Source organism: Streptomyces sp. ATexAB-D23 (genome assembly GCF_000373645.1).
GTDB lineage: Bacteria > Actinomycetota > Actinomycetes > Streptomycetales > Streptomycetaceae > Streptomyces > Streptomyces castrisilvae.
The window spans coordinates 269,481-294,617 of record NZ_KB892024.1 but is presented as its reverse complement, the minus strand read 5'-3'; the positions used below and the strand labels follow the sequence as shown (position 1 = coordinate 294,617).

Below are 25,137 nucleotides of genomic sequence, written 5' to 3'. Positions count from 1 at the left end.
GACGTGAGCGGAAACAGCGCGAGCAACAAGAGCGACAAGAGCCGTGACAACGGCAGGGCCGGAGCGATTTCGCGGCGGCGGCTGCTCGGCACGGCAGGCGCGGCCGGAGCTACCGGGCTGGTACTCGGAGCGGCCGGCGGCGCCACCGGCTATGCCGCCACGCGCGACGATCCACCGACGGCGCTGACGTCGGTCGGCTCCACCGAGGTGATGTTTCACGGGAAACATCAACCGGGGATCACCACTCCGCTTCAGGCGTGCGGCCACCTCGTCGCCTTCGACCTCACCGCCGGCGCCGGCCGCAAGGAGGCCGCCGCCCTGATGCGTCGCTGGTCCGCCGCGGCCCAGCGGCTGATGGCCGGCGAACCCGCCGCCGGCTCCGCGGCGGACGGCAGTGTGCACGACACCGGCATCGCGCTGGACGCGGGGCCCTCCTCGCTGACCGTCACCTTCGGCTTCGGCGCCACCTTCTTCGAACGCACGGGCCTGGCCTCCCGTCGGCCTCCGGGCCTCGACCCCCTGCCGCCGTTCTCGTCCGACCACCTCGACACCGGCCGGTCCAACGGGGATCTGTGGGTGCAGATCGGCGCCGACGACGCGCTCGTCGCGTTCCATGCCCTGCGGGCGGTACAGAAGGAGGCCGGTTCGACGGCCACTGTGCGCTGGCAGATGAACGGCTTCAACCGCACGCCCGGCGCCACCGCCAAGCCGATGACGGCCCGCAACCTGATGGGCCAGGTCGACGGCACCGGCAACCCGAAGCCTGCCGACAGCGACTTCGACAAGCGGATCTTCGTCCCCGGCGGCCGCGACGCCGCCTACGACTGGCTCGCGGGCGGCTCGTACGCGGTGGTCCGGCGGATCAGGATGCTGCTCGACGACTGGGAGAAGCTCCCCGTCGGGCAGCAGGAGCGGGTCATCGGCCGACGCAAGTCGGACGGTGCCCCGCTCAGCGGCGGCACGGAGACCACCGCCATGGACCTCGACAAGGTCGGGTCCGACGGCAAGCTCCTGATCCCGGACAACGCGCACGCCCGGATCTCCGCCCCCGAGCGCAACAGCGGTGCCGCGATGCTGCGCCGGCCGTTCTCGTACCACGACGGCATCGCCGCCGACGGCACCCCGGACGCGGGGCTGCTGTTCATCTGCTGGCAGGCCGATCCGCTGCGCGGCTTCGTGCCCGTGCAGCGCAAGCTCGACCGGGGGGACGCGCTCTCCCCCTTCCTGCGCCACGAGGCGAGCGGGCTGTTCGCCGTGCCGGGCGGGGCCGCGGCCGGGGAGTACGTGGGGCAGCGGCTTCTGGAGTCCTGAGCCACCGCGGCTCCGCAGACCTGGACTTCCGAGCCGTCACCGCGCATTAGGGTGACGGTATGTCCGCCACGCGCTACGCCTATCTCGGCCCCGAGGGCACCTTCACCGAGGTCGCCCTCCGTACGCTCCCGGAAGCCGCCACCCGCGAACTGGTCCCGATGGTCTCCGTACCGGCGGCCCTGGACGCGGTACGCGGCGGTACGGCCGCCGCGGCGCTCGTACCGATCGAGAACTCCGTCGAGGGCGGCATCACCACCACGCTCGACCAGCTCACCAGCGGTGAACCGCTGATGATCTACCGCGAAGTGCTGCTCTCCATCACCTTCGCGCTGCTGGTGCGGCCCGGCACCAAGCTGTCCGACATCAAGACGGTCACCGCCCACCCGGCCGCGCAGCCGCAGGTACGCAACTGGATGGCCGCCCATCTCCCGCAGGCCGTATGGGAGTCGGCGGCTTCCAACGCGGACGGCGCGCGGCTCGTGCAGGAGGGCCGGTACGACGCCGCGTTCGCCGGGGAGTTCGCGGCGGCGACGTACGGGCTCGAACCGCTCGTCACCGAGATCCATGACGCGGAGAACGCGCAGACCCGCTTCGTGCTGGTGGGCCGGCCGGCCCGGCCCGCGGCGCCGACCGGCGCGGACAAGACCTCCGTCGTCATCTGGCTGGGGGACGATCACCCCGGCGCCCTGCTCGAACTGCTCCAGGAGTTCGCGGTGCGCGGGGTGAACCTGATGCTGATCCAGTCGCGGCCGACCGGGGCGGGCATCGGCAACTACTGCTTCGCGGTGGACGCCGAGGGCCACATCTCCGACCGCCGGGTCGGCGAGGCGCTGATGGGGCTGAAGCGGATCTGCCCGAATGTGCGGTTCCTCGGCTCGTACCCGCGGGCCGGTGTGACGCCGGCGGATGTACGCCCGCTGCGCGCGGGGACCTCCGACGCCGAGTTCACCGAGGCCTCGGACTGGCTGGCCCGCAACCAGGACGGACGCGCCTGACAGCTCTCGGCCGGCAAGCAGCTGCTGGACTGGTAGGGGGAGCCGGCGGGCGGGCTGTCGCCCGCCTCCCTGGCCGATGGGATCAGCTGATTGCCTTACCGGGAAAAGTTATCCACAGGTGCGTACCCGAGGCTGGGGACAAGTCGACACGGCAATGCGACATGGTCGACAAATCAACACACCCCACCCAGACCGGCCCACAGGGTCGCAGGCCACCCGGTGTCAGCCCAATTCCATTGATCAACTCTTTAGAGCGAGCAATTCCCACCCGAACGAGCGTATAAAGCGGGTTTGAACTGCGAATCCACGCGTTTTCGCAGGCCTCCCGGAATGACCTCCTCCACGTCCACAGACTTCCCCCACAGCCTGTGGATAACTTTGCCGGATCACCCATTCCTGTGGACAAGCGGCAACCAACTGCCGTGCCGGGCAAGGCCGATACGTCAGGAGCCCACACCCCTTCTGTCCCATTTAGGGGAATAGCGGCCCTTTCTTCGATACACGCTTCGATTCCGGCCCGGCAGCTCGCCCCCAGAATGTCGAATACCGGCAATTCGGGCAAAGCGCCACGCTTGCCCCTATCGGTTCAAGCAGGGGAAGCCGACACCGGTAGCCTGGAGGAGTGATTGACCTTCGCCTGATTCGTGAGGACCCCGACCGTGTTCGCGCCTCCCAGCGCAACCGGGGAGAGGACGTCGCGCTCGTCGATGCCCTGCTCTCCGCCGACGAACGGCGCAGGTCGTCCGGGACCGCCTTCGACGAACTCCGTTCCGAGCAGAAGTCGCTCGGCAAACTCATCCCCAAGGCGTCCCCCGAGGAGCGCGCCGAGCTGCTGAAGAGAGCCGAGCAGCTCAAGGCCGACGTCAAGGCGGCCGACGCGGCACAGGCCGAGGCCGACGCGGAGACCAGGAATCTGCTCCTCCGGCTCGGCAACATCGTCCACCCGGACGTGCCGGTCGGCGGCGAGGAGGACTTCGTCGTCCTGGAGACGCACGGAACGATCCGCGACTTCGGCGCCGAGGGATTCGAGCCCAGGGACCACCTGGAGCTCGGCGAGTCGCTGGGCGCGATCGACATGGAGCGCGGCGCCAAGGTATCCGGCTCGCGTTTCTACTACCTGACCGGCGTGGGCGCGCTGCTGGAGCTCGCCCTCGTCAACGCGGCGATCGCCCAGGCCACCGAGGCCGGTTTCACCCCGATGCTCACCCCGGCGCTGGTCCGCCCGCGCGCCATGGAGGGCACCGGATTCCTCGGCCAGGCCGCCGAGGACGTCTACCACCTGGAGAAGGACGACCAGTACCTGGTCGGCACCTCCGAGGTACCCCTCGCCGCGTACCACATGGACGAGATCATCGACGCGGAGAAGCTGCCGCTGCGCTACGCGGGCTTCTCGCCCTGTTTCCGCCGCGAGGCGGGCACGTACGGCAAGGACACCCGGGGGATCTTCCGGGTCCACCAGTTCGACAAGGTCGAGATGTTCACGTACGTCGACCCGGCCGACGCGGAGGCGGAGCACCTGCGCCTGCTGGACTGGGAGAAGCAGTGGCTCACCGGCCTTGAGCTGCCCTTCCAGGTGATCGATGTCGCCAGCGGGGACCTGGGGGCTTCGGCCACCAGGAAGTACGACTGCGAAGCGTGGATTCCGACCCAGGGCAAGTACCGCGAGCTCACCTCGGCGTCCAACTGCGGTGAGTTCCAGGCGCGCAGGCTCTCCGTGCGGATGCGGGACAACCGGGGCGGCAAGAAGGTCATGCAGCCGCCGGCCACGCTGAACGGCACGCTCTGCGCCGTCCCGCGCACCATCGTTGCGATCCTGGAGAACCACCAGCTGGCCGACGGTTCGGTGCGGGTGCCCGAGGTGCTCCGCCCCTACCTGGGCGGGCGCGAGCTGCTGGAACCGGTCGCCAAGTGACCCTCCCCTACAAGCTCGTCGCGACCGACCTCGACGGCACCCTGCTGCGTGACGACGAGACCGTCTCCGCACGGACGCGCGAGGCGCTGGCCGCCGTCACCGCGGCCGGTGCGGCGCACATCATCGTCACCGGCCGCGCCGTCCCGTGGACCCGGCACGTCCTGGACGACCTCGGCTACGACGGCCTCGCCGTCTGCGGGCAGGGGGCGCAGGTCTACCACGCGGGTGAGCACAGGCTGCTGACCTCGCTGACGCTGGACCGGCAGCTCGCCGGGCTCGCGCTGTCCAAGGTCGAGGCCGAGATCGGGCCGCTGGCGCTGGCCGCGAGCCGCGACGGGCTCGACGGCGAAGTGCTGGTCGGGCCGGGCTACCGCGTGCAGGAAGGTCCGCGTCCGGCCGTCTTCGTCCAGGATCCGGCCGAGATGTGGGCCGCCCCGCTGAACAAGGTCTACATACAGCACCCCGATCTGGACGACGACGCACTGGCCAAGGCCGCACGGGCTGCGGTCGGCAATCTGGTCGACGTGGTCATGGCGGGTCCGGGGGTCGTGGAGATCCTTCCGCTGGGGCTCAGCAAGGCCACCGGCCTCTCGCTCGCCGCACGCCGGCTGGGCGTGAAGGCGGCGGACACGATCGCCTTCGGCGACATGCCGAACGACATCCCCATGTTCGCCTGGGCAGGGCACGGCGTGGCCATGGCCAACGCCCACGAGGACCTGAAGGCCGTCGCTCAGGAGATCACCGCGTCGAACGAGGACGACGGGATCGCCGTGGTACTGGAGCAGCTGCTCCGGGAGTCGTAGGAACGGCCGTCCCGCCGTGCGGCTCGGGGACCGGGGCACCGCCTCGGTCCCCGAGCCTTTTCTACTCTGCTCCTGGGCCCGCTGCGGCCGGATCAGCGCTTGTTGCGGCGGTTGAGCTCCTTCAGATTGCGGGCGAGCGCGTCCATGCGGCCGTCGAGCCGGGCCACGTCCTCGGAGACTCCGCCCAGCCGGACGCTCATGGAGCCGACGACCTGATGGGTGACCTCCAGCCGCCGGTCGAGGCTGTCGAGCCGGTGCGACATCCGGCCGAGGACCGGGCCCAGCTCCTGAAGCGCGGTGCCCACCCCGGCCAGGTGGTTCTCGACCCGGGTGACGCGGTGTTCGAGCGACGCGTATCCCGCGCGCAGGTCCTGTTCGGCGTCGAGCAGATACGTACGCACGCACCGGGCAACGTCGCTGTCGCGAAGAAGCATGGCGACGTTAAGGACGGCCCTACGGGTGTAGAGGCGGAGCTGAGTGGCAGCCTGTGGATAACTTTCGGCACCTTCGCCGCTCCATAGCGACAGCATGTCGCTATGGAAGACATGCAGCTCAGAGCCTCGAAGCACGCGCATGCCGTTTCCCAGAAGCTCGCTTTGATGCCGGTCGGTCAGCCTCCGGACCGCCCTTGTGGATACTTCGAAGTAACGAGCCACGTCCTCTGTGCGAACGTGAATACCGTCCGGGAGCATGACAAGACACTTCACCTTGTCCAGGACGTCGACGCGCCCCATCTGTTCGTCACGCAGCGCGCGGGATTCGAGTAGGGCCATTTCTGTCGCCATGAGCATGCCTTCCGTTCGTGAAAGCTACGGGGGAATGGACGGCCCTCTCCCCGGGCTTCAGGGGCGGAGGACGCTCACGGTTGCCACTCACTCCAGGAACCGACCGGCGGGTGATCCCCCGCCGCATCGGCCATCACATATTTCACGAACGCTACGACGCCACGGATTCCAGTTGCCTCCACGCACCGTGAACAACGCACCGATAACCGTACAGTTACGCGTAAGACTGTCCGACATGCGACAGCCCCCCGGCCGAAGACCGGGGGGCTGTCGCATGTCGGAGGGTTCGCGCTCACTCCTCGCCGGCGAGCTTCAGGGCGCGCAGCTTCTGCCCCGCGTACCAGGTCGCCACGACGGTGACCACGGCGAGCAGGATGGTGGCGAGCGGCAGGCCCACGTCCGAGGTGATCGTGCCGTTACCGCCGGTCTTCTCCGCCAGCGCGAGCGCCCACTGCTGCACACTGAGCGTCCGCGCGCCGGGCACCAGGCTGCCGAAGAAGGCCTCCCACACCAGCGCGTAGACGAGACCCAGGACCACCGCGTGCCGGCTCACGGTCCCCAGCAGCAGGAACAGCGCGCTGTAGGCGATCGAGGCGACCAGGGCGGCGATGGTGTAGGCCACCGCGATCTGCTGGCCGTTGCCGTTGAGGATCAGGCCGGCGAGCAAGGTGGGCACGGCCGAGAACACCATGGTCACCGCGATCGCCACGATCAGCTTGGTGAAGATGATCGTCGGCCGGCTCACCGGCTTGGCCAGCAGGTACACGATCGAACCGTCATCGATCTCCGGCCCGATGGCGCCCGTACCGGCGATGACGCCGATCAGCGGCACCATGGTGGCGATGGCGAATCCGGCGAGCACGTCCGAGGTCATCTGGTCGTCGGCCCCGGCGAACATCCGTACCGCCACCGCGATGACGATCAGGAGCGCGGGCAGGACGAAGAGGATGGCGGCCCGGCGCCGGCCGAGCAGCGCCCGGTAGGTGAGCCGGGCGACTGTGGGGTCGTACATGACGTCACAGCTCCTTGTCGGCCTCAGGCCGCTACGAGATAGGAAAAGACCGATTCGAGGGACTCGTCGGACGGTGAAACGGTCAGCAGACGAATGCCCTGCTCGCGTGCGACCTTGGGCAACAGCGTGGTGAAGCGGCCAAAATCGATCGCCTGGATACGCAAAGCGTTCTCGCTCAGGTCCACTTCGATCCCAGCCGTCGACGGATCGGCGATGAGCGCGGCGGCCAGGGCCCGGTCGTCGCTGGACCGTACGAGATAGCGGTGCGGGCGGTCCGTCATCAGCCTGCGGATCCTGCGGAAGTCACCGGACGCCGCGTGCCGACCTGCCACGATCACCTCGATGTGCGAGGCGAGCTGTTCGACCTCTTCGAGGATGTGCGAGGAGAAGAGGACCGTCCGGCCCTCCGCTCCCATCTCCCGCAGCAGGTCCATCAGCTGCATCCGCTGACGCGGGTCCATCCCGTTGAACGGCTCGTCGAGCAGCAGCACGGACGGGTTGTGGACCAGCGCGGACGCCATCTTCACGCGCTGGCGCATGCCCTTGCTGTACGTCGAGATCTTGCGGTCCTGCGCGTACTCCATCTGGACCGTGGCCAGCGCCGCGGCCGCCTCGGCGTCGCCCAGACCGTGCAGTTCGGCGTTGGCCACCACGAACTCGCGGCCGGTGAGGAAGTCGTACATGCCTTCCCGCTCCGGCACGATGCCAATCTGCCGGTACACCGCCTCATTGCGCCAGATCGGCTTGCCGTCCAGCGTGACCGTCCCCGTCGACGGGGCGAGGAATCCGGCCATCATGTTGATCAGCGTCGACTTGCCGGCGCCGTTGGGTCCGAGCAGACCGGTGACGCCAGGTCCCACGGTCATGCTCACGTCGTTGACGGCGACCACGTTGCCGAACCAGCGGGAGGTGTGGTCGATCTCGATGGTGGTCACAGGCCGACCTTCCGGTAGCGGCGCATCAGTACGGCGTACGAGCCGGCGACGAGCGCGAGGACAACGAGCAGATACACGACTCCGGCGCCGGCACCCGGACCGTACCCTCCGGGGAAGGCCGAGGAGGCACCGAGGAAAGCGGTCTGCACACCGTCGATCAGCGTGATCGGGGAGAACAGCCCCAGCCACTTCACCGCGCCTTCGGACTCGGTCGACCAGGCGATGCCCTGGACGGTGGAGACCGCGCCGTAGGTGATGGTCAGCAGCGCGATGACGGCGGCGACACCGAAGCCGCGGCGCGGGGTGAACGCGGCCATCACGAGGCCGAGGCCGGCGAAGAGCACGGACAGCAGGGCCACCGAAACCATCCCCTGGGCGAACCACTCGGTCTGGTCCGCGAAGTCGAACTTCCCCAGCAGCGCGCCGATGTAGAGGATCACGAGGGGCGCACCGGTGAGCACGAACAGCGCCGAGGCCATGGCGGCGAACTTGGCGATGACGTAGTCGCTGCGCTCGATCGGACGCGAGAAGTACAGCGGCACGGTCTTGAACCGCAGGTCCCTGGAGACCGCCTGCGGCGCCTGTGAGGCGATGAACAGGCCGATGACGGCCTGGAGGTAGATCGCGAACGATGTGTACTTGATGGGGAGCTTCGTGGAGTCGGGGGTGGCGATGGCCACGGCCACGATGATCGCCGCCACCAGGCACATCACGCCGAACAGCAGCATCGGAAGCACCTTGGACTTGACCGAGCGGCCGAGTCCGAAGGAGCCCCGCAGGGACTGCGAGTACAGCGAGCGGCGGGCGTAGGCGCGGCCCAGGCGCGGGCCGTCGTAGGCGCGGTAGCCGATGTTGTGGATCCGGGAGGTCTCGCTCCCGGTCGCGGCGCCGGTCTCAGTGCTCATCGCGACCGCTCCCCTTCTGCTGGACGGGTCCGGTCTGCTCTGCGGGGCCGCTCTGCGGTACGACTCCGGCCGGGACCGCCGCCGTCCGCGCCGCCGCTGCCTCGCCGTTGCGGAACACCTCGGCGATGTGGTGGCGGCGCTGTTCCATCCGTACGAGGCCGAGTCCGAGCCCGGCGACGCTGTCGCGGACCAGGTCGTAGGTCTCCTCGCCGGTCGCCTCGATCAGCAGGATGTGGCCGGCGCCGGGCAGCCCCTGTGTGTCCAGCCCGTCCAGGCCGATGAGTTCGACGCCCGCGTCGGTGAGGGCACGGCGCAGGGCGTCGGTGCCGTCGGGATGGGTGTCGCTGTCGGTGACCTCGATCGCGAGGGTCGTGGTGGTCTGTGTGAAGTCACTGGTGGAGCTGGAGCGCAGGAGCGTTCCGCCGTCGATGACGACAACGTGGTCGCAGGTGCGTTCCAGCTCGCCGAGCAGGTGCGAGGTGACCAGCACCGAGATGCCGAAATCGGTGTGGATCCGGCGGATCAGGCCGAGCATCTCGTCGCGCCCGACCGGGTCGAGCCCGTTGGTCGGCTCGTCCAGCAGGACCAGCTGTGGGTCGTGGACCAGCGCCTGGGCGAGCTTCACGCGCTGCTTCATGCCCGTCGAGTAGCCGCCGATGGGGCGGTAGCGCTCCTCGTACAGGCCGACGTGGCGCAGTGTGTCGGCGGTGCGCTCGCGGGCGGCGGTCGGTGGCAGCCCGGACATGCGCGCCATGTGGACGACGAACTCGGTGGCCGAGACATCGGGTGGCAGGCAGTCGTGCTCCGGCATGTAGCCGACCCGTTCCCGGATGGCGGCGCCGCTGGTCGACACGTCGAGCCCGAGCACCGCCGCCCGGCCCTCGGTCGCGGGGGACAGACCCAGCAGGATCTTGATCAACGTGGACTTGCCGGCTCCGTTGGCACCCACCAGCCCGGTCACACCCGGTCCGATGTCCAAGGAGAGCCGGTCAAGCGCGGTCACCCGGGGGAACCGCTTACTCAGGCCTTCGGTAGCGATGACATTCACAGGAACGACGGTAGTGGCGCGCACCACAGCAGTCGTCAGACCTGGCGGTTGGTTCGACGTCAGACTCCAGTTGTAGGGGACCCGTAAGGGGCCCTCAAGAAGGACTACAGCAGTCACGGGGCGCCGGTCGTGACAGGCGTGCACAGAGAGTTGTCCACAGGCCGCGCACACCCCTTGACGCAGCCGCCGGACATTGTCACATTCATCAGTGTCACGTTACGGATACGTACCGCACACGGCAGGGAACGGACGGTGGCATGGCCTCGCGAGTGATGTACGAACGGCCTGCGGGCACGGGGGAGTCCGGAAAGAGGGTGGTGTCGTGAATCTGCGCGATGTGCCGGGGGCGCGCGAGCGCCGGGTGGCCACGGGCGGTATCGAGTTGTGCGTGGTCGAGCTGGGGGAGGCTTCGCGCCCGACGATCGTGCTCGTGCACGGTTATCCGGACAGCAAGGAGGTCTGGACCCAGGTCGCCGTGCGGCTCGCGGAGGAGTGGCATGTCGTGCTGTACGACGTGCGTGGCCACGGCGAATCGACGGCGCCCAAGCCGTTGCGCGGCGGTTTCACGCTCGAGAAGCTGACCGACGACTTCCTGGCCGTGGCCGACGCCGTGAGCCCGGACCGGCCGGTGCATCTCGTCGGGCACGACTGGGGTTCCGTGCAGGCCTGGGAGTTCGCGACGGTCAGCCGTACGGAGGGCCGGATCGCCTCCTTCACCTCGATGTCCGGCCCGTCCCTGGACCACTTCGGTCACTGGATCAAGCAGCGGATGACCCGGCCCACCCCGCGCCGGGTCGGCCAGCTCCTCGGGCAGGGAGCCAAGTCCTGGTACGTGTACCTCCTGCACACCCCGGTCCTGCCGGAGCTGGCCTGGCGCGGGCCGCTCGGCAAGCGGTGGCCGGGCATCCTGGAGCGCCTGGAGAGCGTGCCGCAGGGCGACTACCCGACGCCCTCGCTGCCCCACGACGCGGCACACGGAGCCTGGCTCTACCGCGACAACGTCCGCTCCCGGCTGCGCAGGCCGCGCGCCGACGCGTACGCGCACGTGCCGGTGCAGCTGATCACACCGACCGGGGACGTGTTCCTCTCCGAGAGGCTCTACGACGGACTCGACGCCTGGGTACCGCAGTTGACCCGTCGCTCGCTCCCCGCCAAGCACTGGGTCCCGCGCACCAGGCCGGACCGGATCGCTTCCTGGGTCGGGGAGTTCGCCGCAGCGGCCGAATCGGCCCGGGAGACCGGCCTGCCGGTGGAAGCCGGGGCGAAGGGACGGTACGCGGAGCGGTTCGGCGGCCAACTCGTGCTGGTGACAGGGGCGGCGGGCGGCATCGGCCGGGCCACGGCACTGGCTTTCGCCGGGGCGGGTGCCCGGGTGGTGGCCGTCGACCGGGACGCGGAGGGGGCCGAGAGGACCGCCGAGTCCGCCAGGCGGGCAGGCGCCCCGCAGGCCTGGGCCGAGACGGTGGACGTGGGCGACGAACAGGCCATGGAGAAGCTCGCCGCCCGGGTCGCCGACGCGTACGGCGTGGTGGATGTCCTGGTCAACAACGCGGGCATCGGACTGTCCGGGCCGTTCCTGGACACGACCATCGAGGACTGGAAGAACGTCCTCGACGTGAACCTGTGGGGCGTGATCCACGGCTGCCGGCTCTTCGGCAGGCAGATGGCCGAGCGCGGCCAGGGCGGGCACATCGTCAACACCGCGTCGGCGGCGGCGTTCCAGCCGTCCCGCGCGCTGCCCGCGTACAGCACGTCGAAGGCCGCCGTCCTGATGCTCAGTGAGTGCCTGCGTGCCGAGCTCGCCGAGAAGTCGATCGGGGTCAGCGCGATCTGCCCCGGCATCGTCAACACCGGAATCACCTCGACGGCACGCTTCGTGGGCACGGACGCCGCGGAGGAACAGCGGATGCGGCAGAAGGCCGGCAAGCTGTACGGCGCCCGGAACTATCCGCCGGAGAAGGTCGCCGCCGCGGTGCTCCGGGCGGTCGTGCGCAACCAGGCCGTCGTTCCGGTGACGCCGGAGTCCCATGCCGTGCGCTTCCTGTCCCGGGTCGGTCCCGGCGCACTGCGCGGCCTCGCCCGGCTGAAGCCGCCGCTGTGAGCCGGGCCGGAACGGGTCGGGCCCCGGCGGGCGGGTCATCGGCCGGCGGGGCGTCCTCGGATGTGGAAGTGGCCTCGGCCAGTGGGGCGTTGTCGGGGGCGGAAGCGGTCTCGGCCGGTGGGTGGGAGGCCGCCGAGTACCGGATTGAGGACTTGGCGCACGCCAGCGGCGCCACGGTACGCACCATCCGCGCCTACCAGGACCGCGGGCTGCTGCCGACCCCGGAGCGGCGGGGCCGGGCCAATGTGTACCGGGGCACCCATCTCGCCCGGCTCCGGCAGATCGCCGATCTGCTGGACCGCGGCTACACCCTGGCCAGCATCAAGGAGTTGCTTGACGCATGGGACACGGGCCGGGGGCTCGAAGGAGTGCTCGGGCTCGTCGCCGAGGTCCACGGCCCCTGGACCGACGAACGGGCCGCCCGCATCACCCGTGCCGAACTCGCCGAGAAATTCGTCGGTGTCGCGGACGAGCAGTCCGTCGCAGAGGCGGTGGAGCTGGGCGTCCTTGAACCGGTCCCCGGACACGACGACGAGTTCCTCGTCCCGAGCCCCCAGGAGCTGGCGGTGGCTGCCGAGTTGTACGCGGCCGGCGTGCCACTCACCGCAATCTCCGGACAGCTGCGGGAGCTTCGCGGACAGGTCGAGCAGATAGCAAGCCGGTTCCTGGAGTTCACCACCGAGCATGTGTTCGCCCGGTATCTGGGACACCGCCCCCCGACCGATGCGGACGCGGCCGACGCGGCATCGATGGTGCGGCGGCTGCGGCCGCTGGCCCAGCAGACGGTGGATGCCGAACTGGCTCGGGCGATGCGGCTGTTCGCGACCCGGCATCTGGATCACCACCTCGCTGCGGATGGGCCCGGACCCACGGTCCCGGCCGGCCGTCAGCGAGGCGCCGTCTCCTTGCCCGGGGCCACAATCGAGGCGGTGGAGCGCTTGGTTGGGCGGGACCACATCGCCGAGTTCGTCACGGCGGCCACCGAACGAGAGGTGAACAAACGGGCTTTGGACACCCTCACCTCATCCACCGCACAAAGCCGACAAATTGGCCAAATGCCTTAATCGACACGCTACTTGTCCACAGATTCCCCAATCACCCTGTGGATAACTCAAGTTGGCTGTGGATCAAACCTGTGCACAAAAGTCGCTTCGCCGAAGTGTCGGCGAAGCGTCGGCAAAAAAAATGCGGATGCGTGGGGAGGTACGGCGGGAGGACGCTGAGGGCATGGACGAAAGACGCACCATCAAGGTGTCCAAGTACCTCTCCAGACACCTGCGACACCAGCCCGAGCGCATCGGAATCACGCTCGACGCCCATGGCTGGGTGCCGATCGACGAGCTGCTGCACGCGGCGGCCCGCCACCACTTCCCCGTCACCCGGGCGGAGCTCGACCGTGTCGTCCTCTCGAACGACAAACAGCGCTTCGCCGTCGAAGGCGACCGCATCCGGGCGAGCCAGGGGCACACCGTGGACGTGGACCTGGGCCTGCCGCCGGCCGAACCGCCCGCGTATCTCTACCACGGCACGGTCGGCCGGGCCCTGGACGCGATCCGGGCCGAAGGGCTGCGCCCGATGAACCGCACCCATGTCCATCTCTCGCCCGACCGCGAGACCGCCACCCGTGTGGGGGCCCGACGCGGCCGGCCCGTCGTCCTCTCCGTGGACGCGGGCGCCATGCACCGCGCGGGCCACACGTTCCATGTCAGCGCCAACGGGGTGTGGCTCGCTTCCGCCGTACCCGCCGAGTTCCTGCGCCTGCCCGGCTGAGGCCGGGCAGGCGGCGGTCCCCTCCCCCGGGCCGGTCGCCGGCCCGTCAGCCGGCCAGCTGGGCCGCGCCCCGGGTCGCGATCTCCTCGAACAGCTTCTCGTCCGCCACCGCCGCGTCGAAACCAGGCCCGTCGGCGGGCACCGGGGCATGGATGACGAGTTCGGTGAAGCCGAGCTCCGCGTGCCGGCCCGCGAAGTCCACGAACGCGTCCACGGAGTCGAACGGCCGGGCCCCGGAACCGGCGAGGGCCGGGTTGAACTCCGGTGTGAACCCCGTGAGCACGATCTTGTCGAGCTCCGCCACGTCCCGCCCGGCCTCCGCGCAGGCGCGGCCCAGCCCGGCCATCTGCCGGCGGATGGCATCGAACGACCCGGCGGCGCTGCCGGCCTCGTACAGCTTCGGGTCCCCCGTGGTCACCCATGCCTGGCCGTAGCGCGCGGCGAGCGCGAGCCCGCGCGGCCCCGTGGCGGCAACGGCGAACGGCAGGCGCGGGAGCTGCACACAGCCGGGCAGGTTCCGTGCCTCGGTGGCGCTGTAGAACTCGCCCTCGTACGACAAACCGGCCGGCTCGCGCAACAGGGCGTCCAGCAGCGGTACGAACTCGCCGAACCGGTCGGCGCGCTGACGCGGGGTCCACGGCACCTCGTCGCTCCGGAGCAGGGTCGTCGCGTCGAAGCCGTTCCCGCCCGCACCGATCCCCAGTGTGACGCGGCCGTTCGAGATGTCGTCGAGCGAGATCAGCTCCTTGGCCAGGGTGACCGGGTGGCGGAAGTTCGGCGAGGTGACGAGGGTACCGATGCGGATATGTTCCGTAGCCGCGGCTGCTGCGGTGAGAGTCGGCACAGCGCCGAACCACGGCTGATCTCGAAAGCTCCGCCAGGACAGGTGGTCGTAGGTGTACGCGGTGTGGAAGCCGAGCTCCTCGGCCCGGCGCCAGACCTTCCGGCCTTCGGCCCAGCGGTGGATAGGAAGGATGACAGTGCTCAGACGCATGCCGTGACCTTAATCCGTGTGGGCGGGCGTATTCCCTTGTGGCGGTCAGCCGAGCCGACGGACGTCGCGCATGAGGTCGCGTACGACCTTGGCCTGTGGCGGTGACGCCGCTTCGACGGCCGTGGCGTACAGCGCCTTCTGCAACCCCCGGCAGAGTGTTCCGTCGGGGGATCACCGCGGGGAGCGGGTGACGCCGGTCGGCAGCGATTCCTGTGACCCAGATCTCAGTGCAGCCGTGCAGCAGATGAGGCGGTGCTCACGTCGAGGAAGGGTGACAGGAAGGGGGGAGCGCATGGAGACGGACTTCCAGGCTTTCGTCGCCGCGAGGTCGAGCGCGCTGTTCCGGGGCGCCTTCGTCCTGACGGGCAACCGTGAGGCAGCGGAGGATCTGGTCCAGGAGACCCTGGAGCGGGCCTGCCGCAAATGGCGCACCATCGCAGGGAAGGACGCTCCGGACCTCTATGTGCGGCGGATCATGGTGAACCTGGCCAACGACCGCTGGCGCAGGTTCCGCCGTCCGGGCATGACCTCCGATCCGGAGAGCGGCGACAAAGCCGCCCCGGAAGACGAGTTCGGGCAGGTGGACAACCGGGACCAGTTGGTACGCGCCCTGCAACAACTGCCCATGCGGATGCGCACGGTCGTGGTGCTGCGGTACTTCCACGACCTCTCCGACACCGAGATCGCAGCCGACATGGGCATATCGCCCAGCACGGTGCGCTCCCAGCTGGCTCGTGGGATCGAGAAACTCAGAAGTCAGATCCCCGTGCTCTCCGCCCCTTCACCACGGCAGCACACGGAAGGAATCCGATGACCTCTTACGGCGACGCATGGCCTTCCGGCTGCACACCTTTCGAAGAGGAACTGATGAACGTCATGAACCGATTCGCGAACTCCGCCGAGGCCCCCGACTTCGACGCGTCCCAGATCCTGCGCCGCACCCGGCGCAGGCGCACCATCGGCGTCGCCGCTGTCGCCACCGCCCTCATCGCGGCGGGCGGGGGCACCGCCCTGGCCACCTCGGTCGCCGGCAGCAGCAACTCGGCCCCGGCGGCCACCAGCACGGCCACCAACAGCGACGCCACTACCCTGCTGTACCTCTTTCCCAACGGCCGGAGCATCCCGATCGACTTCGCGGGCTGGAGCCTGGACGAGGCCACGACGTACATGCAGAAGACGCAGACGAAGCTCGGCACCGTCACCAAGAAGGCCGTCAAGGGCTGCAAGCCGGGCTCGGTGCTCGGCGTGTCCCCGCACGCCCCGAAGACCGTCAAGAAGGGCGACACGGTCGACTTCACCGTATGCGTCGGCTGACCAGGTCCTGAGCTGATACGACGCCCGCCCCTGCGTCAATCAGGGGCGGGCGCCCGTCACATCATCACATCGGACCAGACCCCGCACCGGAATTGGCCGGAGGGGGACGGGCACACCGGCAGCGGACACAACCGTGCCGGCGGTCTCGTGGAGACGGGCGACGGGGCGCGCACAGGCTCGCTAACCTGGCAGCGTGGAACAGAGGAGCGGCGCCGAACTGGACGTGCTGATCGAAGAGGCGACCGTTGACACGTACGACGAGGTCGAGGCCGTCAACGGATTCCTGGCGATCATCGATGAACACCTGGACGTTCCGTTCACCACGACTGTCCTGGGGGTCGAGGTGAGCGTGGTCGAGATCCGCCTCACGAACGACTCCCGCATGGTCGCCCGTTGCGTTCGAAATGGGCTCCGGCAGGACATCGGCCTGGCGGAGCTGCCCCTGCCGCAACCGCCCCCGGCGGGAGCGCACTGGGTCGATGCGTACCGGCGCTGGTCCGGTTGCTGATGAAGAGGAATCGGACGAGAGCCGAAGCGCGTCGGAGCACGACATGAACCCCCTCACAGAGCTCGCACAGGTCCTACGCCGAGTGCCGAACTGAAGGAAGAACTCGTAGCGTTCGGGGAGAGCCGCCCCTTCGAGCGGTTCCTCGATCCACTCCTGTCGGAAGCAGTAGGTCCCGAAGGGGTGCTGGACGAGGCGACCGCGTCCAACGTCATCGACCACTTCCTGCTGCAGTACCGCCTTCCTGACGGCAACACGGTCGCCGACCGTTTCATCACCCGGCGACCGGCCCTGACCGGTGCCGACCGGCAGATGGTGCTGGCCTGGCGTGACCCTGTGGAGGGGCTCTTCGAGGTACGGGGCAGGTACGGCGACTCCCTGCTCCTGCTCAACCTGCTCGACGACCTTGAGTACCGCACCTACGCCAACGCCGGGCGGACGGCTCTCCGCAGGGTCGCGAAGGGAAGCTTCCTCAGCGCCAGACTGGTAGCGCTGGCACCAGTGCCCGGCGCGTGGCTCTTCTCCGGCGTGATGTCCTCCTACCCTCGCAGCGCCACGCCGGAGATCGCCGCCGCGGCCCTTGACCTGGCCGTCGGCCGGCCCGGTCTCGTCTTCCGCAACCCGGAGAAAGTCGAGCAGGGATGGCGCTCGATGCATGAGGACCGAGCCGCCTTCGCCGAGTTCTTCGGCAGCGACGAGCTGATCCTCACGCCCGAGGAAGCCGAGGAGCGTATCAATGCCTACTACCGCCATCGGCAGCACGCCGCCGGCGCCGGGCAACGCCCCGGCTCTCCCCGGGCCGGACAACACGCCGCCCCGAACCCGCTCCTCTTCACACTGTCACCCGAACTGACGGAGGCGGAGACTGTCGGCGTCATCTATGACCGGGTCGACGGACTCAACTTCTACGCGGACTACGGATCATTGCGGGACCTGTTCGCGAACCCCGGCCTCCCGGGCCGAAAACACCACCAGGACCTGCTCCGCACGTATCTGCGCGAGGAGTCGATCACACCGCTGCCCATCCGCCGACTGGCCGCCGCACACCCGGAAACCGTCGACACCGTCTTCCAGAAACTCCTGCGGCGGCCCGACTTCACCTGGAGCGAGCACGGCGACGCACTCCTGCGCCGACGCAAGCCCTGGTACGTCGAGTCCGAACAGCGCCCCGGAGTGTCCGTGATCGGTGACCGGCTCAGTGAACTGCTCCGCAGCCGGCCACGCTGAGCACGCACGCCACCACGCTCCCCGCCAAGCGGATGCCCGGACTGTTGAGGCCCCGTCGGCACCGTGATGGCCCCGTACACCGTCCCGGACCTGGTCACGACATTGTCATATGCCAGAGGAATGTTCCCCTGGTCAGGGGCGCGCGTACTCAGATGTGCGCCCCTGCGCACGCCCGTGCACCCTCGTACGGGAGAATGGACGGGTGACCTCAGCTATCGAACAGTCCGCTCCTGTCGCTCCCCGGCTGATCGCCACGGACCTGGACGGCACCCTCCTGCGCGACGACAAGACCGTCTCGGACCGCACGGTCCGGGCGCTCGCCGCTGCCGAGAAGGCCGGGGTCGAGGTCTTCTTCGTCACCGGCCGCCCCGCCCGGTGGATGGATGTCGTCAGCGACCACGTCCACGGTCACGGACTGGCCATCTGCGCCAACGGAGCCGCTGTCGCCGATCTGCACGCGGGCGGCCGCCTGCTGAAGATCCGGGAGCTGGAGCGGGAGGCGGCCCTCGATGTGGTGCACACCCTGCGTGCCGCCGCGCCCGGCACGGCGTTCGCCGTGGAGCTGACCACCGGCATCCACTACGAGCCCGGCTATCCGCCCTTCCACCTCGACCCCGGCGCGACCGTGGCCGTCGCGGAGAAGCTGCTCCACGAGGAGACGCCGGGCGCCGGTGCCCCCGTGCTGAAGCTCCTCGCCCAGCACGGCGAGCTGGCCCCGGACGAGTTCCTCGCGCTGGCCCGTGGAGCCGCCGGGGAGCGGGCGTCCTTCACCCGGTCCAGCCCCACCGCGCTCATCGAGGTCAGCGGCCCCGGCGTCTCCAAGGCCAGCACGCTGGAACTGTGCTGTGCCGAGCGCGGTATCTCGGCAGCCGAGGTCGTCGCCTTCGGTGACATGCCGAACGACGTGGAGATGCTGAGCTGGGCCGGCGCCTCGTACGCCATGGGCAACGCCCACCCGGCCGCCCTGGCCGCCGCCACCGGCCGTACCGTCACCAACAACGAGGACGGGGTGGCCGTCGTCATCGAGCGCATCCTCGCCGACCGCGCGCGCAACCTCGCGGAATGCTGACACGACGGCGTACCGCCGGGGCCGTGGGCCACTGAGGCAGCGGGCCGTCCCACGCCTCCTCGCTCACAACGGAGCCTGCCACACCACCGTCGTCCCGCCGCCGTCCTCTCCGATGCCGGGCCCGAACCAGCTGGCCCCGCCCAGCGACTCGGCCCGGCGGGCCAGGTTCCGCAGCCCGCTGCGGCGGCCGCCCTCCGGCATGCCCACCCCGTCGTCGGCGACCGAGAGCCGCACCGCCTCCCGCCCGTCCTCCAGCGTGGCGGTCGCGTCGACGACCACCTCGATGCGCGCCGCGCCGGCGTGCCGGAAGGCGTTGGACAGCGCCTCCCGGAGCGCCGCGATCAGGTTCTTTCCCGTCAGCTCGCCGACCACCGAGTCGACCGCCCCCAGGAAGCGGTGGGACGGTTTGAAGCCGAGCGGAACGGCGGCCATGTTGATCTCGCGCAGGACCCGGGTGCACAGCCCGGACGGCGCCTCGGCCGGCTCCTGCTGGAGCGCGAAGATGGCGGTACGGATCTCCTGGATGGTCACATCCAGCTCGTCGACCGCCCGGCCGACACCGGTCTGTACGTCCGGCACGTCCGAACGCCGCTGAGCGCTCTCCAGCATCATCCCGGTGGCGAACAGCCGCTGGATGACCAGGTCGTGCAGGTCCCGGGCGATCCGGTCGCGGTCCTCGTACACCGCCAGCCGTTCCCGGTCGCGCTGCGCCTCGGCCATCATCAGGGCCAGCGCCGCCTGCGAGGCGAACTGGGTGGCGAGCGTGCGTTCCGTCTCCGTGAACGGCCGGCCGCCCCTGGCCCGGGGCGTGGCGAGCGCGCCCAGCACCCGGCCTCCGCTGTGCAGGGGGAGCAGCATGCTCGGCCCGAACCGGTCCGCCAGCCTGGTGATCATGCGGGGGTCGGTGGCCGAGTCGTCCACGAAGACCGCCTCGCCGCCCAGGAGCATCCCGACCACCGGGCTCCGGGCCGGAATGATCACTCCCAGGGAGTCGGTCGGGTCCTCCGCCGAGACGGCGACGATCTCCAGGCCCCCGTCCTCGGCGGGCAGCATCACGATGCCGGCGGCGGAGCCCGCGAGGCGGCGGGCCTGTTCGGCGACGACCGTGAGCGCGTCGTCGGCGTCCCCGCCGGAGAGCAGGGCGGTCGTCACGGCGACCGAACCGTCGATCCACCGCTCGCGCTGCCGGGCCGCCTCGTACAGCCGGGCATTGCCGATGGCGATCCCGGCCTCCGTGGCCAGCACGCGCACCAGGTGCAGGTCGTAGTCGCTGAACTCGCCGCCGCCGTCCTTCTCGGCCAGGTACAGGTTGCCGAAGATCTCCCCCCGGACCCTGATCGGAACGCCGAGGAACGTGCGCATCAGGGGATGGCCGCGCGGAAAGCCGGCGAACCTCGGATCGGCGGTCAGGTCGGCCAGCCGGAGTGGGTGCGGGTTGTGGAGGAGGGCGCCCAGCAGGCCGCGGTGGCCGTCCGGCCGGCGGCCGATCTCGTGCGCCACCGGCTCAGGGACGCCGAAAGTGACGAAGTCGGAGAGCCCCTGGCCCTCCTGGTCCACGACTCCGATCGCGGCGTAGCGGGCGTGGGCCAGTTCGGCCGCCGTCTCGCAGATCCGGTCGAGGGTGGAGTGCAGTTCGAGGCCGGTTCCCACGGAACGCATGGCTTCCAGGAGCCGCGGCACCCTGGCGGTGAGTCCGGCGGGCAGGCCCCGCAGGCTCCGGGTCACGTCCGCCGCTTCCGCCGCGTCGCCGCGTGCGTCCTTCGACTGCTGGAAGCCGGCCGGAGGCTCTGCGTGGTTCGGGTCCTGCTCTGACATACCCAGAGCGTAGTTAGTCCTATTTGCAAGGGAAAGTCGGAATCTCGGTGCGCGCCCCGCTCAGGACCGCGCACCCACCACCACACCCGGCTCCCCCATGCTCTCCTTCTCCCGCGCCAGCATGCGGCGCAGCGGCCCGTCCACCGATGCGAGTACGTCGTACGGTCCGCGCTGGACGATCGCGCCCGTATCCAGGACCACCACCTCGTCGACGGCCTCAAGACCGGCGAGCCGGTGCGTGATCAGGACCGTCGTACGCCCTGCGGTCGCCGCCAGCAGGTCCGCGGTGAGGGCGTCGGCGGTGGGCAGGTCGAGGTGCTCGGCGGGCTCGTCCAGCACGAGGACGGGGAAGTCGGCGAGCAGGGCACGGGCCAGGGCGAGCCGCTGGCGCTGGCCGCCGGAGAGACGGGCGCCGTGTTCGCCGACCAGGGTGTCCAGCCCGTCCGGCAGCGCCTCCGCCCAGTCGAGCAGGCGGGCCCTCGCGAGGGCGTCGCGCAGTTCCGGCTCGGCGGCGGCGGGGCGGGCGAGCCGCAGGTTCTCCCGGAGCGAGCTGTCGAAGATGTGGGCGTCCTGGGCACACAGACCGATGAACCGCCGGACGGTGTCCCCCTCCAGGGCGGACGCGTCCACCCCGCCGATCCGGTAGGCCCCCGCCCGCGCGTCCAGGAAACGGAGCAGGACCTGGGCGAGCGTGGTCTTGCCTGACCCCGAGGGGCCCACGACGGCGATGCGGCGGCCCGCCTCCAGCGTGAGGTCGACGGAGTCGAGCGCGTCATGCCCGGCTCCCGGGTACCGGGCAGAGAGCCCGCGCACCTCCAGCGGGAACGGCGTGGCCGGCGCCGCGGCCGGGGCATCGGGCTCGCGGACGGGCACCGGGGCGTCAAGCACCTCGTACACGCGCTCCGCGCTCCGCTTGACCCGCTGCCGGTACTGGACGGCGAGCGGCAGTCCGGTCACGGCCTCGAAGGCGGCCAGCGGGGTCAGGACGACGACGGCGAGTTCCACACCGGCGAGCCGGCCGTCCGCCACGGCGGGCAGGGAGACGAGTGCGGCGGCCACGACGGTGAGGCCGGCGATCAGCGCGGTGAGGCCACCGCCGAGCGCGGTCGCGGTCGCCGCGCGGGAGGCGATCCGGGTGAGGACGGCGTCGGCCGCGCGCGCCCTGGCCGTGCGTCCGGGTAGGGCACCCGCGACGGTCAGCTCGGCCGTCCCGCCCAGCAGATCGGTGATCCGGGTGGCCAGGTCGGCGCGCGCGGGGGCCAGGCGCCCTTCGGTGCGGCGGGCACAGGCACCGCTGACGAGCGGGACTCCGATCCCGGCCAGCAGCAGACCGGCGGCCAGCACGAGGCCCGCCTGGGGGAGCAGCCAGCCGGTGAACCCGACGGTCGCGACGCCCACGAGGACGGCTGTCCCGGCGGGCAGCAACCACCGCAGCCAGTAGTCCTGCAGGGCGTCCACGTCCGCGACCAGCCGCGAGAGCAGGTCACCGCGCCGGGTCCTGCGCAGGCCGCCGGGTGCGATGCGCTCCAGGCTGCGGTACACGGCGACGCGCAGCTCGGCGAGCATCCTCAGGACCGCGTCGTGCGAGACGAGCCGCTCGGCGTAGCGGAAGACCGCCCGCCCGATGCCGAAGGCACGGGTCGCTGTGACCGCGACCATCAGATAGAGGACGGGGGGCTGTTCGGAGGCACGGGAGATCAGCCAGCCGGAGACCGCCATGAGTCCGACGGCCGAACCGAGGGCGAGGCTTCCCAGCAGGAGGGCGAGCACCAGTCGGCCACGCTGTGCGCCTGCGGCCTCCCGGACCCGGGTGAGCACATGCCCGCGCCGGTCCGTGGTCTCGCGCAGCGCCTCGGGCTCGTGCGCCGGCTCGGTGGACCGGGTGTCGCCGGGAGCGCTCGCGGGGCGAGGTGCGGCCCCGATCGCCTCCGGGGCCGACGCTCCCGGCGCCGGGGTCGTCAGGGTCACCACCCGGTCCGCGACCGTCAGCAGCGCCGGCCGGTGCACCACCAGCAGCACGGTCCGGCCGGCCGCCAGCCTCCGTACCGCCTCGACGATGCCTGCCTCCGTCTCGCCGTCCAGGCTCGCGGTCGGCTCGTCCAGCAGCAGCACCGGGCGGTCGGCGAGGAAGGCGCGGGCGAGCGCGAGACGCTGACGCTGGCCGGCGGAGAGCCCCGCCCCGTCCTCACCGAGAAGGGTGCGGTCGCCGTCCGGAAGCTGCCGCACGAAGTCGTAGGCCCCCGCGTCGCGCAGAGCGGCCGTCACCGCGCTGTCGTCGGCGGCGGGGCGGGCGAGCCGCACGTTCTCCGCGATGGTGCCGGCGAAGAGGTGGGGGTGCTGCGGCACCCAGGCGATGTGCCGGCGCCAGTGTTCGAGGGAGAGGTCCGCCAGATCGGTGCCTCCGACCCGTACCCGGCCCTCGTCGGGGGCCGTGAACCCCAGCACCGTGTTCAGCAGGGTGGACTTGCCGACCCCGCTCGGGCCGACCAGGGCGACGGTCTCCCCCTCGTCCACCACCAGCGAGGTCGCCGCGAGCGAGGGCTCAAGGCGCCCGTCGTGCCGGACGGTCACCCCGTCCAGCTCCAGCCGCAGCGAACCGGGAACCTCCTGCGTGCCGCTCGCGGGGGGATCGGTCTCCAGGACGGCGAAGATCTCCTCGGCTGCCGAGAGCCCCTCAGCAGCGGCGTGGAACTGCGCCCCGACCTGCCGGATCGGCAGATAGGCCTCGGGAGCGAGGATGAGGACCAGCAGGCCGGTGTAGAGGTCGAGTTCGCCGTGGACCAGCCGCATGCCGATGGTGACGGCCACGAGGGCCACCGAGAGCGTCGCGAGGAGTTCCAGGGCGAAGGACGACAGGAAGGCGATGCGCAGAGTGCGCAGGGTGGCCTGCCGGTATTCCGAGGTGATCCTGCGGATGGACTCCGCCTGGGCCTTGGCCCGGCCGAACACCTTCAGCGTCGGCAGCCCGGCCACCACGTCGAGGAAGTGCCCGGAGAGCCGGGAGAGCAGCCGCCACTGGCGGTCCATCCGCGACTGGGTCGCCCAGCCGATGAGGATCATGAAGAGGGGAATGAGCGGCAGTGTGACGACGATGATCGCCGCCGAGACCCAGTCCTCGGTGACGACCCTGGCGAGCACCGCCGCCGGCACCACCACCGCGAGCCCGAGCTGTGGCAGGTACCGGGCGAAGTAGTCGTCGAGCGCGTCGATCCCCCGGGTGGCCAGGGTCACCAGCGAGCCGGTGCGCTGCCCGCTCAGCCAGTCCGGGCCCAGCTCCGCCGCCCGGTCCAGCAGACGTCCGCGCAGTTCGGACTTGACCGCCGCGCCGGCCCGGTGGGCGGCCAGCTCGGTGAGCCAGGAGACCAGGCCCCGGCCGAGCGCGACCGCAGCGAGCAGAAGGAGCGGGGTCCGCAGCCCGCCGGCCGTGAGCCCGTTCCGGAAGCCGCCCACCACGATCTCGGCGACGAGCATGGCCTGGGCGATGACCAGCGCCGCCCCGGCCACGCCGAGAACCACCACGGCCACCATGAACAGGCGGGTGGCACGCGCGTGGCGGAGCAGACGCGGGTCGATCGGTTTCACGTGAAACACCCCATGCGGCTCGGCTCGGTCAGAACACTTGCTGCGTCAGTGCGCGTCGGCGATGTGCTGCGTGCCGATCCGCTTGCGGAACACCCAGTACGTCCACCCCTGGTAGAGCAGGACGACCGGAGTGGCGATCCCTGCGCACCAGGTCATGATCTTCAGCGTGTACGGGCTGGACGAGGCGTTGGTGACCGTGAGGCTCCAGGCGTCGTTCAGCGAGGACGGCATGACGTTCGGGAAGAGCGTCAGGAACAACATGGCGACGGCGGCGGCGATGGTCACGCCGGAGAGTGCGAAGGACCAGCCCTCGCGCCCCGCCGCGATCATCGCGATCGCGCCGACCAGCGCCCCCGCGGCGATGACCATCGCGATGAGGCTGTATCCGTCACCGTTGTCGAGCTGGGTCCAGATCAGGAAGGCGAGCGCGACCACCGCCGCGACGGCACCCAGCTTCAGGGCCAGCTTGCGCGCCCTGGCCCGGATGTCCCCGACCGTCTTCAGTCCGGCGAACACCGCGCCGTGGAACGTGAAGAGGGAGAACGTGACCAGGCCGCCCAGGAGCGCGTACGGGTTCAGGAGGTCCCAGAAGTTGCCCACGTACTCCATGTCCGCGTCGATCTTCACGCCGCGCACGATGTTGCCGAAGGCCACACCCCACAGCACGGCGGGGATCAGCGAGGTCCAGAAGATCGCGTTCTCCCAGTTGGTCTGCCACTTCTCCTCCGGCCGCTTCGCCCGGTACTCGAAGGCGACGCCGCGCACGATCAGGCAGAGCAGGATGATCAGCAGCGGCAGGTAGAACCCGGAGAACAGCGTGGCGTACCACTCGGGAAACGCGGCGAAGGTCGCGCCGCCGGCGCTGAGCAGCCAGACCTCGTTGCCGTCCCAGACGGGCCCGATCGTGTTGATCAGCACCCGCCGTTCCTTGCGGTTCCTGGCCAGCAGCTTGGTGAGGACCCCGATCCCGAAGTCGAATCCCTCCAGGAAGAAGTAGCCGGTCCAGAGGACGGCGATGAGCACGAACCAGACGTCGTGGAGTTCCATCTCTCGG

General features: G+C 70.2%; 21 protein-coding genes. 12 read left to right on the top strand and 9 right to left on the bottom strand.

Annotated features, from left to right (window positions below; all coding sequences use genetic code 11):
- Nucleotides 1-3 precede the first annotated feature (3 nt).
- The 4 genes from efeB to B082_RS0121930 all read left to right on the top strand — a co-directional run bounded on the left by efeB (nt 4) and on the right by B082_RS0121930 (nt 5,021).
- Nucleotides 4-1,311, top strand: coding sequence for an iron uptake transporter deferrochelatase/peroxidase subunit (gene efeB, locus B082_RS0121945; protein ID WP_018553967.1), 1,308 nt, complete (start codon nt 4-6; stop codon nt 1,309-1,311).
- A 59-nt stretch (nt 1,312-1,370) separates the two neighbouring features.
- Nucleotides 1,371-2,306 (top strand): prephenate dehydratase, encoded by a 936-nt coding sequence (pheA, locus tag B082_RS0121940; RefSeq protein WP_018553966.1) that lies wholly within the window; start codon nt 1,371-1,373, stop codon nt 2,304-2,306.
- 622 nt (nt 2,307-2,928) lie between these two features.
- Nucleotides 2,929-4,218: a serine--tRNA ligase gene (gene serS / locus B082_RS0121935; RefSeq protein WP_018553965.1), complete on the top strand. Its 1,290-nt coding sequence runs from the start codon at nt 2,929-2,931 to the stop codon at nt 4,216-4,218.
- The gene (locus tag B082_RS0121930; protein WP_018553964.1) at nt 4,215-5,021 is read left to right on the top strand and encodes an HAD family hydrolase; all 807 of its coding nucleotides are present in this window, start codon (nt 4,215-4,217) and stop codon (nt 5,019-5,021) included. Before serS ends, B082_RS0121930 begins: the two co-directional genes overlap by 4 nt.
- 92 nt (nt 5,022-5,113) lie before the next feature.
- Here B082_RS0121930 and B082_RS0121925 read toward each other — a convergent pair whose 3' ends face one another.
- The 5 genes from B082_RS0121925 to B082_RS0121905 form a co-directional block, all read right to left on the bottom strand.
- On the bottom strand, nt 5,114-5,806 hold the full coding sequence (locus tag B082_RS0121925; RefSeq protein WP_026250058.1) for a hypothetical protein: 693 nt from the start codon (nt 5,804-5,806) through the stop codon (nt 5,114-5,116).
- 292 nt (nt 5,807-6,098) lie between these two features.
- Nucleotides 6,099-6,818 carry an ABC transporter permease gene (locus tag B082_RS0121920; protein ID WP_018553961.1) on the bottom strand — a complete coding sequence of 240 codons (720 nt, stop codon included), beginning with the start codon at nt 6,816-6,818 and terminating at the stop codon, nt 6,099-6,101.
- A gap of 23 nt (nt 6,819-6,841) precedes the next feature.
- Nucleotides 6,842-7,753: an ABC transporter ATP-binding protein gene (locus B082_RS0121915; RefSeq protein WP_018553960.1), complete on the bottom strand. Its 912-nt coding sequence runs from the start codon at nt 7,751-7,753 to the stop codon at nt 6,842-6,844.
- The gene (locus B082_RS0121910) at nt 7,750-8,658 is read right to left on the bottom strand and encodes an ABC transporter permease (protein ID WP_018553959.1); all 909 of its coding nucleotides are present in this window, start codon (nt 8,656-8,658) and stop codon (nt 7,750-7,752) included. The genes B082_RS0121915 and B082_RS0121910 overlap by 4 nt, the downstream gene beginning before the upstream one ends.
- The gene (locus B082_RS0121905) at nt 8,648-9,706 is read right to left on the bottom strand and encodes an ABC transporter ATP-binding protein (protein ID WP_199783828.1); all 1,059 of its coding nucleotides are present in this window, start codon (nt 9,704-9,706) and stop codon (nt 8,648-8,650) included. The genes B082_RS0121910 and B082_RS0121905 overlap by 11 nt, the downstream gene beginning before the upstream one ends.
- A 322-nt stretch (nt 9,707-10,028) precedes the next feature.
- Between B082_RS0121905 and B082_RS0121900 the strand changes: the two genes are divergently transcribed.
- The 3 genes from B082_RS0121900 (at nt 10,029) to B082_RS0121890 (ending at nt 13,577) form a co-directional block, all read left to right on the top strand.
- On the top strand, nt 10,029-11,807 hold the full coding sequence (locus tag B082_RS0121900) for an SDR family oxidoreductase (protein WP_018553957.1): 1,779 nt from the start codon (nt 10,029-10,031) through the stop codon (nt 11,805-11,807).
- Nucleotides 11,808-11,896: 89 nt separating this feature from the next.
- The gene (locus B082_RS0121895; RefSeq protein WP_026250057.1) at nt 11,897-12,871 is read left to right on the top strand and encodes a MerR family transcriptional regulator; all 975 of its coding nucleotides are present in this window, start codon (nt 11,897-11,899) and stop codon (nt 12,869-12,871) included.
- Between the two features lie 163 nt (nt 12,872-13,034).
- Complete coding sequence (locus tag B082_RS0121890) at nt 13,035-13,577, top strand: RNA 2'-phosphotransferase (RefSeq protein ID WP_018553955.1); 543 nt, start codon at nt 13,035-13,037, stop codon at nt 13,575-13,577.
- 46 nt (nt 13,578-13,623) lie between these two features.
- Here the strand turns inward: B082_RS0121890 and B082_RS0121885 are convergent, their stop codons facing one another.
- Entirely contained in the window at nt 13,624-14,571 is a 948-nt protein-coding gene (locus B082_RS0121885; protein WP_018553954.1) for an LLM class flavin-dependent oxidoreductase, read from the bottom strand.
- A 292-nt stretch (nt 14,572-14,863) separates the two neighbouring features.
- Between B082_RS0121885 and B082_RS0121875 the strand changes: the two genes are divergently transcribed.
- The 5 genes from B082_RS0121875 (at nt 14,864) to B082_RS0121855 (ending at nt 18,686) form a co-directional block, all read left to right on the top strand.
- Nucleotides 14,864-15,385 (top strand): SigE family RNA polymerase sigma factor, encoded by a 522-nt coding sequence (locus B082_RS0121875; RefSeq protein ID WP_018553952.1) that lies wholly within the window; start codon nt 14,864-14,866, stop codon nt 15,383-15,385.
- Nucleotides 15,386-15,447: 62 nt separating this feature from the next.
- On the top strand, nt 15,448-15,885 hold the full coding sequence (locus B082_RS0121870; RefSeq protein WP_234018203.1) for a PASTA domain-containing protein: 438 nt from the start codon (nt 15,448-15,450) through the stop codon (nt 15,883-15,885).
- A gap of 193 nt (nt 15,886-16,078) precedes the next feature.
- The gene (locus B082_RS0121865) at nt 16,079-16,393 is read left to right on the top strand and encodes a hypothetical protein (RefSeq protein ID WP_026250054.1); all 315 of its coding nucleotides are present in this window, start codon (nt 16,079-16,081) and stop codon (nt 16,391-16,393) included.
- A gap of 180 nt (nt 16,394-16,573) precedes the next feature.
- Complete coding sequence (locus B082_RS0121860; RefSeq protein WP_018553949.1) at nt 16,574-17,617, top strand: hypothetical protein; 1,044 nt, start codon at nt 16,574-16,576, stop codon at nt 17,615-17,617.
- A 202-nt stretch (nt 17,618-17,819) separates the two neighbouring features.
- Nucleotides 17,820-18,686, top strand: a complete 867-nt coding sequence (locus tag B082_RS0121855) for a Cof-type HAD-IIB family hydrolase (protein WP_018553948.1) — start codon at nt 17,820-17,822, stop codon at nt 18,684-18,686.
- A gap of 63 nt (nt 18,687-18,749) precedes the next feature.
- Here the strand turns inward: B082_RS0121855 and B082_RS0121850 are convergent, their stop codons facing one another.
- Genes B082_RS0121850 through cydB form a run of 3 tightly spaced genes read right to left on the bottom strand, consistent with a single transcriptional unit; the run spans nt 18,750 to nt 25,130 of the window.
- Complete coding sequence (locus tag B082_RS0121850) at nt 18,750-20,501, bottom strand: GAF domain-containing sensor histidine kinase (protein ID WP_018553947.1); 1,752 nt, start codon at nt 20,499-20,501, stop codon at nt 18,750-18,752.
- Nucleotides 20,502-20,561: 60 nt separating this feature from the next.
- A complete protein-coding gene (cydD, locus tag B082_RS0121845; RefSeq protein ID WP_018553946.1) occupies nt 20,562-24,083 on the bottom strand; it encodes a thiol reductant ABC exporter subunit CydD in 3,522 nt (1,173 codons plus the stop codon).
- A 45-nt stretch (nt 24,084-24,128) separates the two neighbouring features.
- A complete protein-coding gene (gene cydB / locus B082_RS0121840; RefSeq protein WP_018553945.1) occupies nt 24,129-25,130 on the bottom strand; it encodes a cytochrome d ubiquinol oxidase subunit II in 1,002 nt (333 codons plus the stop codon).
- Between the last annotated feature and the right edge of the window lie 7 nt (nt 25,131-25,137).

Bases quoted from the DNA above. Each gene is read 5' to 3' on its own strand.
- B082_RS0121850 (WP_018553947.1), bottom strand. From the start codon at position 20,501: ATGTCAGAGCAGGACCCGAACCACGCAGAGCCTCCGGCCGGCTTCCAG.
- B082_RS0121920 (WP_018553961.1), bottom strand. From the start codon at position 6,818: ATGTACGACCCCACAGTCGCCCGGCTCACCTACCGGGCGCTGCTCGGC.
- B082_RS0121910 (WP_018553959.1), bottom strand. From the start codon at position 8,658: ATGAGCACTGAGACCGGCGCCGCGACCGGGAGCGAGACCTCCCGGATC.
- cydB (WP_018553945.1), bottom strand. From the start codon at position 25,130: ATGGAACTCCACGACGTCTGGTTCGTGCTCATCGCCGTCCTCTGGACC.
- B082_RS0121890 (WP_018553955.1), top strand. From the start codon at position 13,035: ATGGACGAAAGACGCACCATCAAGGTGTCCAAGTACCTCTCCAGACAC.
- B082_RS0121875 (WP_018553952.1), top strand. From the start codon at position 14,864: ATGGAGACGGACTTCCAGGCTTTCGTCGCCGCGAGGTCGAGCGCGCTG.
- pheA (WP_018553966.1), top strand. From the start codon at position 1,371: ATGTCCGCCACGCGCTACGCCTATCTCGGCCCCGAGGGCACCTTCACC.
- B082_RS0121870 (WP_234018203.1), top strand. From the start codon at position 15,448: ATGAACCGATTCGCGAACTCCGCCGAGGCCCCCGACTTCGACGCGTCC.
- B082_RS0121885 (WP_018553954.1), bottom strand. From the start codon at position 14,571: ATGCGTCTGAGCACTGTCATCCTTCCTATCCACCGCTGGGCCGAAGGC.
- B082_RS0121925 (WP_026250058.1), bottom strand. From the start codon at position 5,806: ATGGCGACAGAAATGGCCCTACTCGAATCCCGCGCGCTGCGTGACGAA.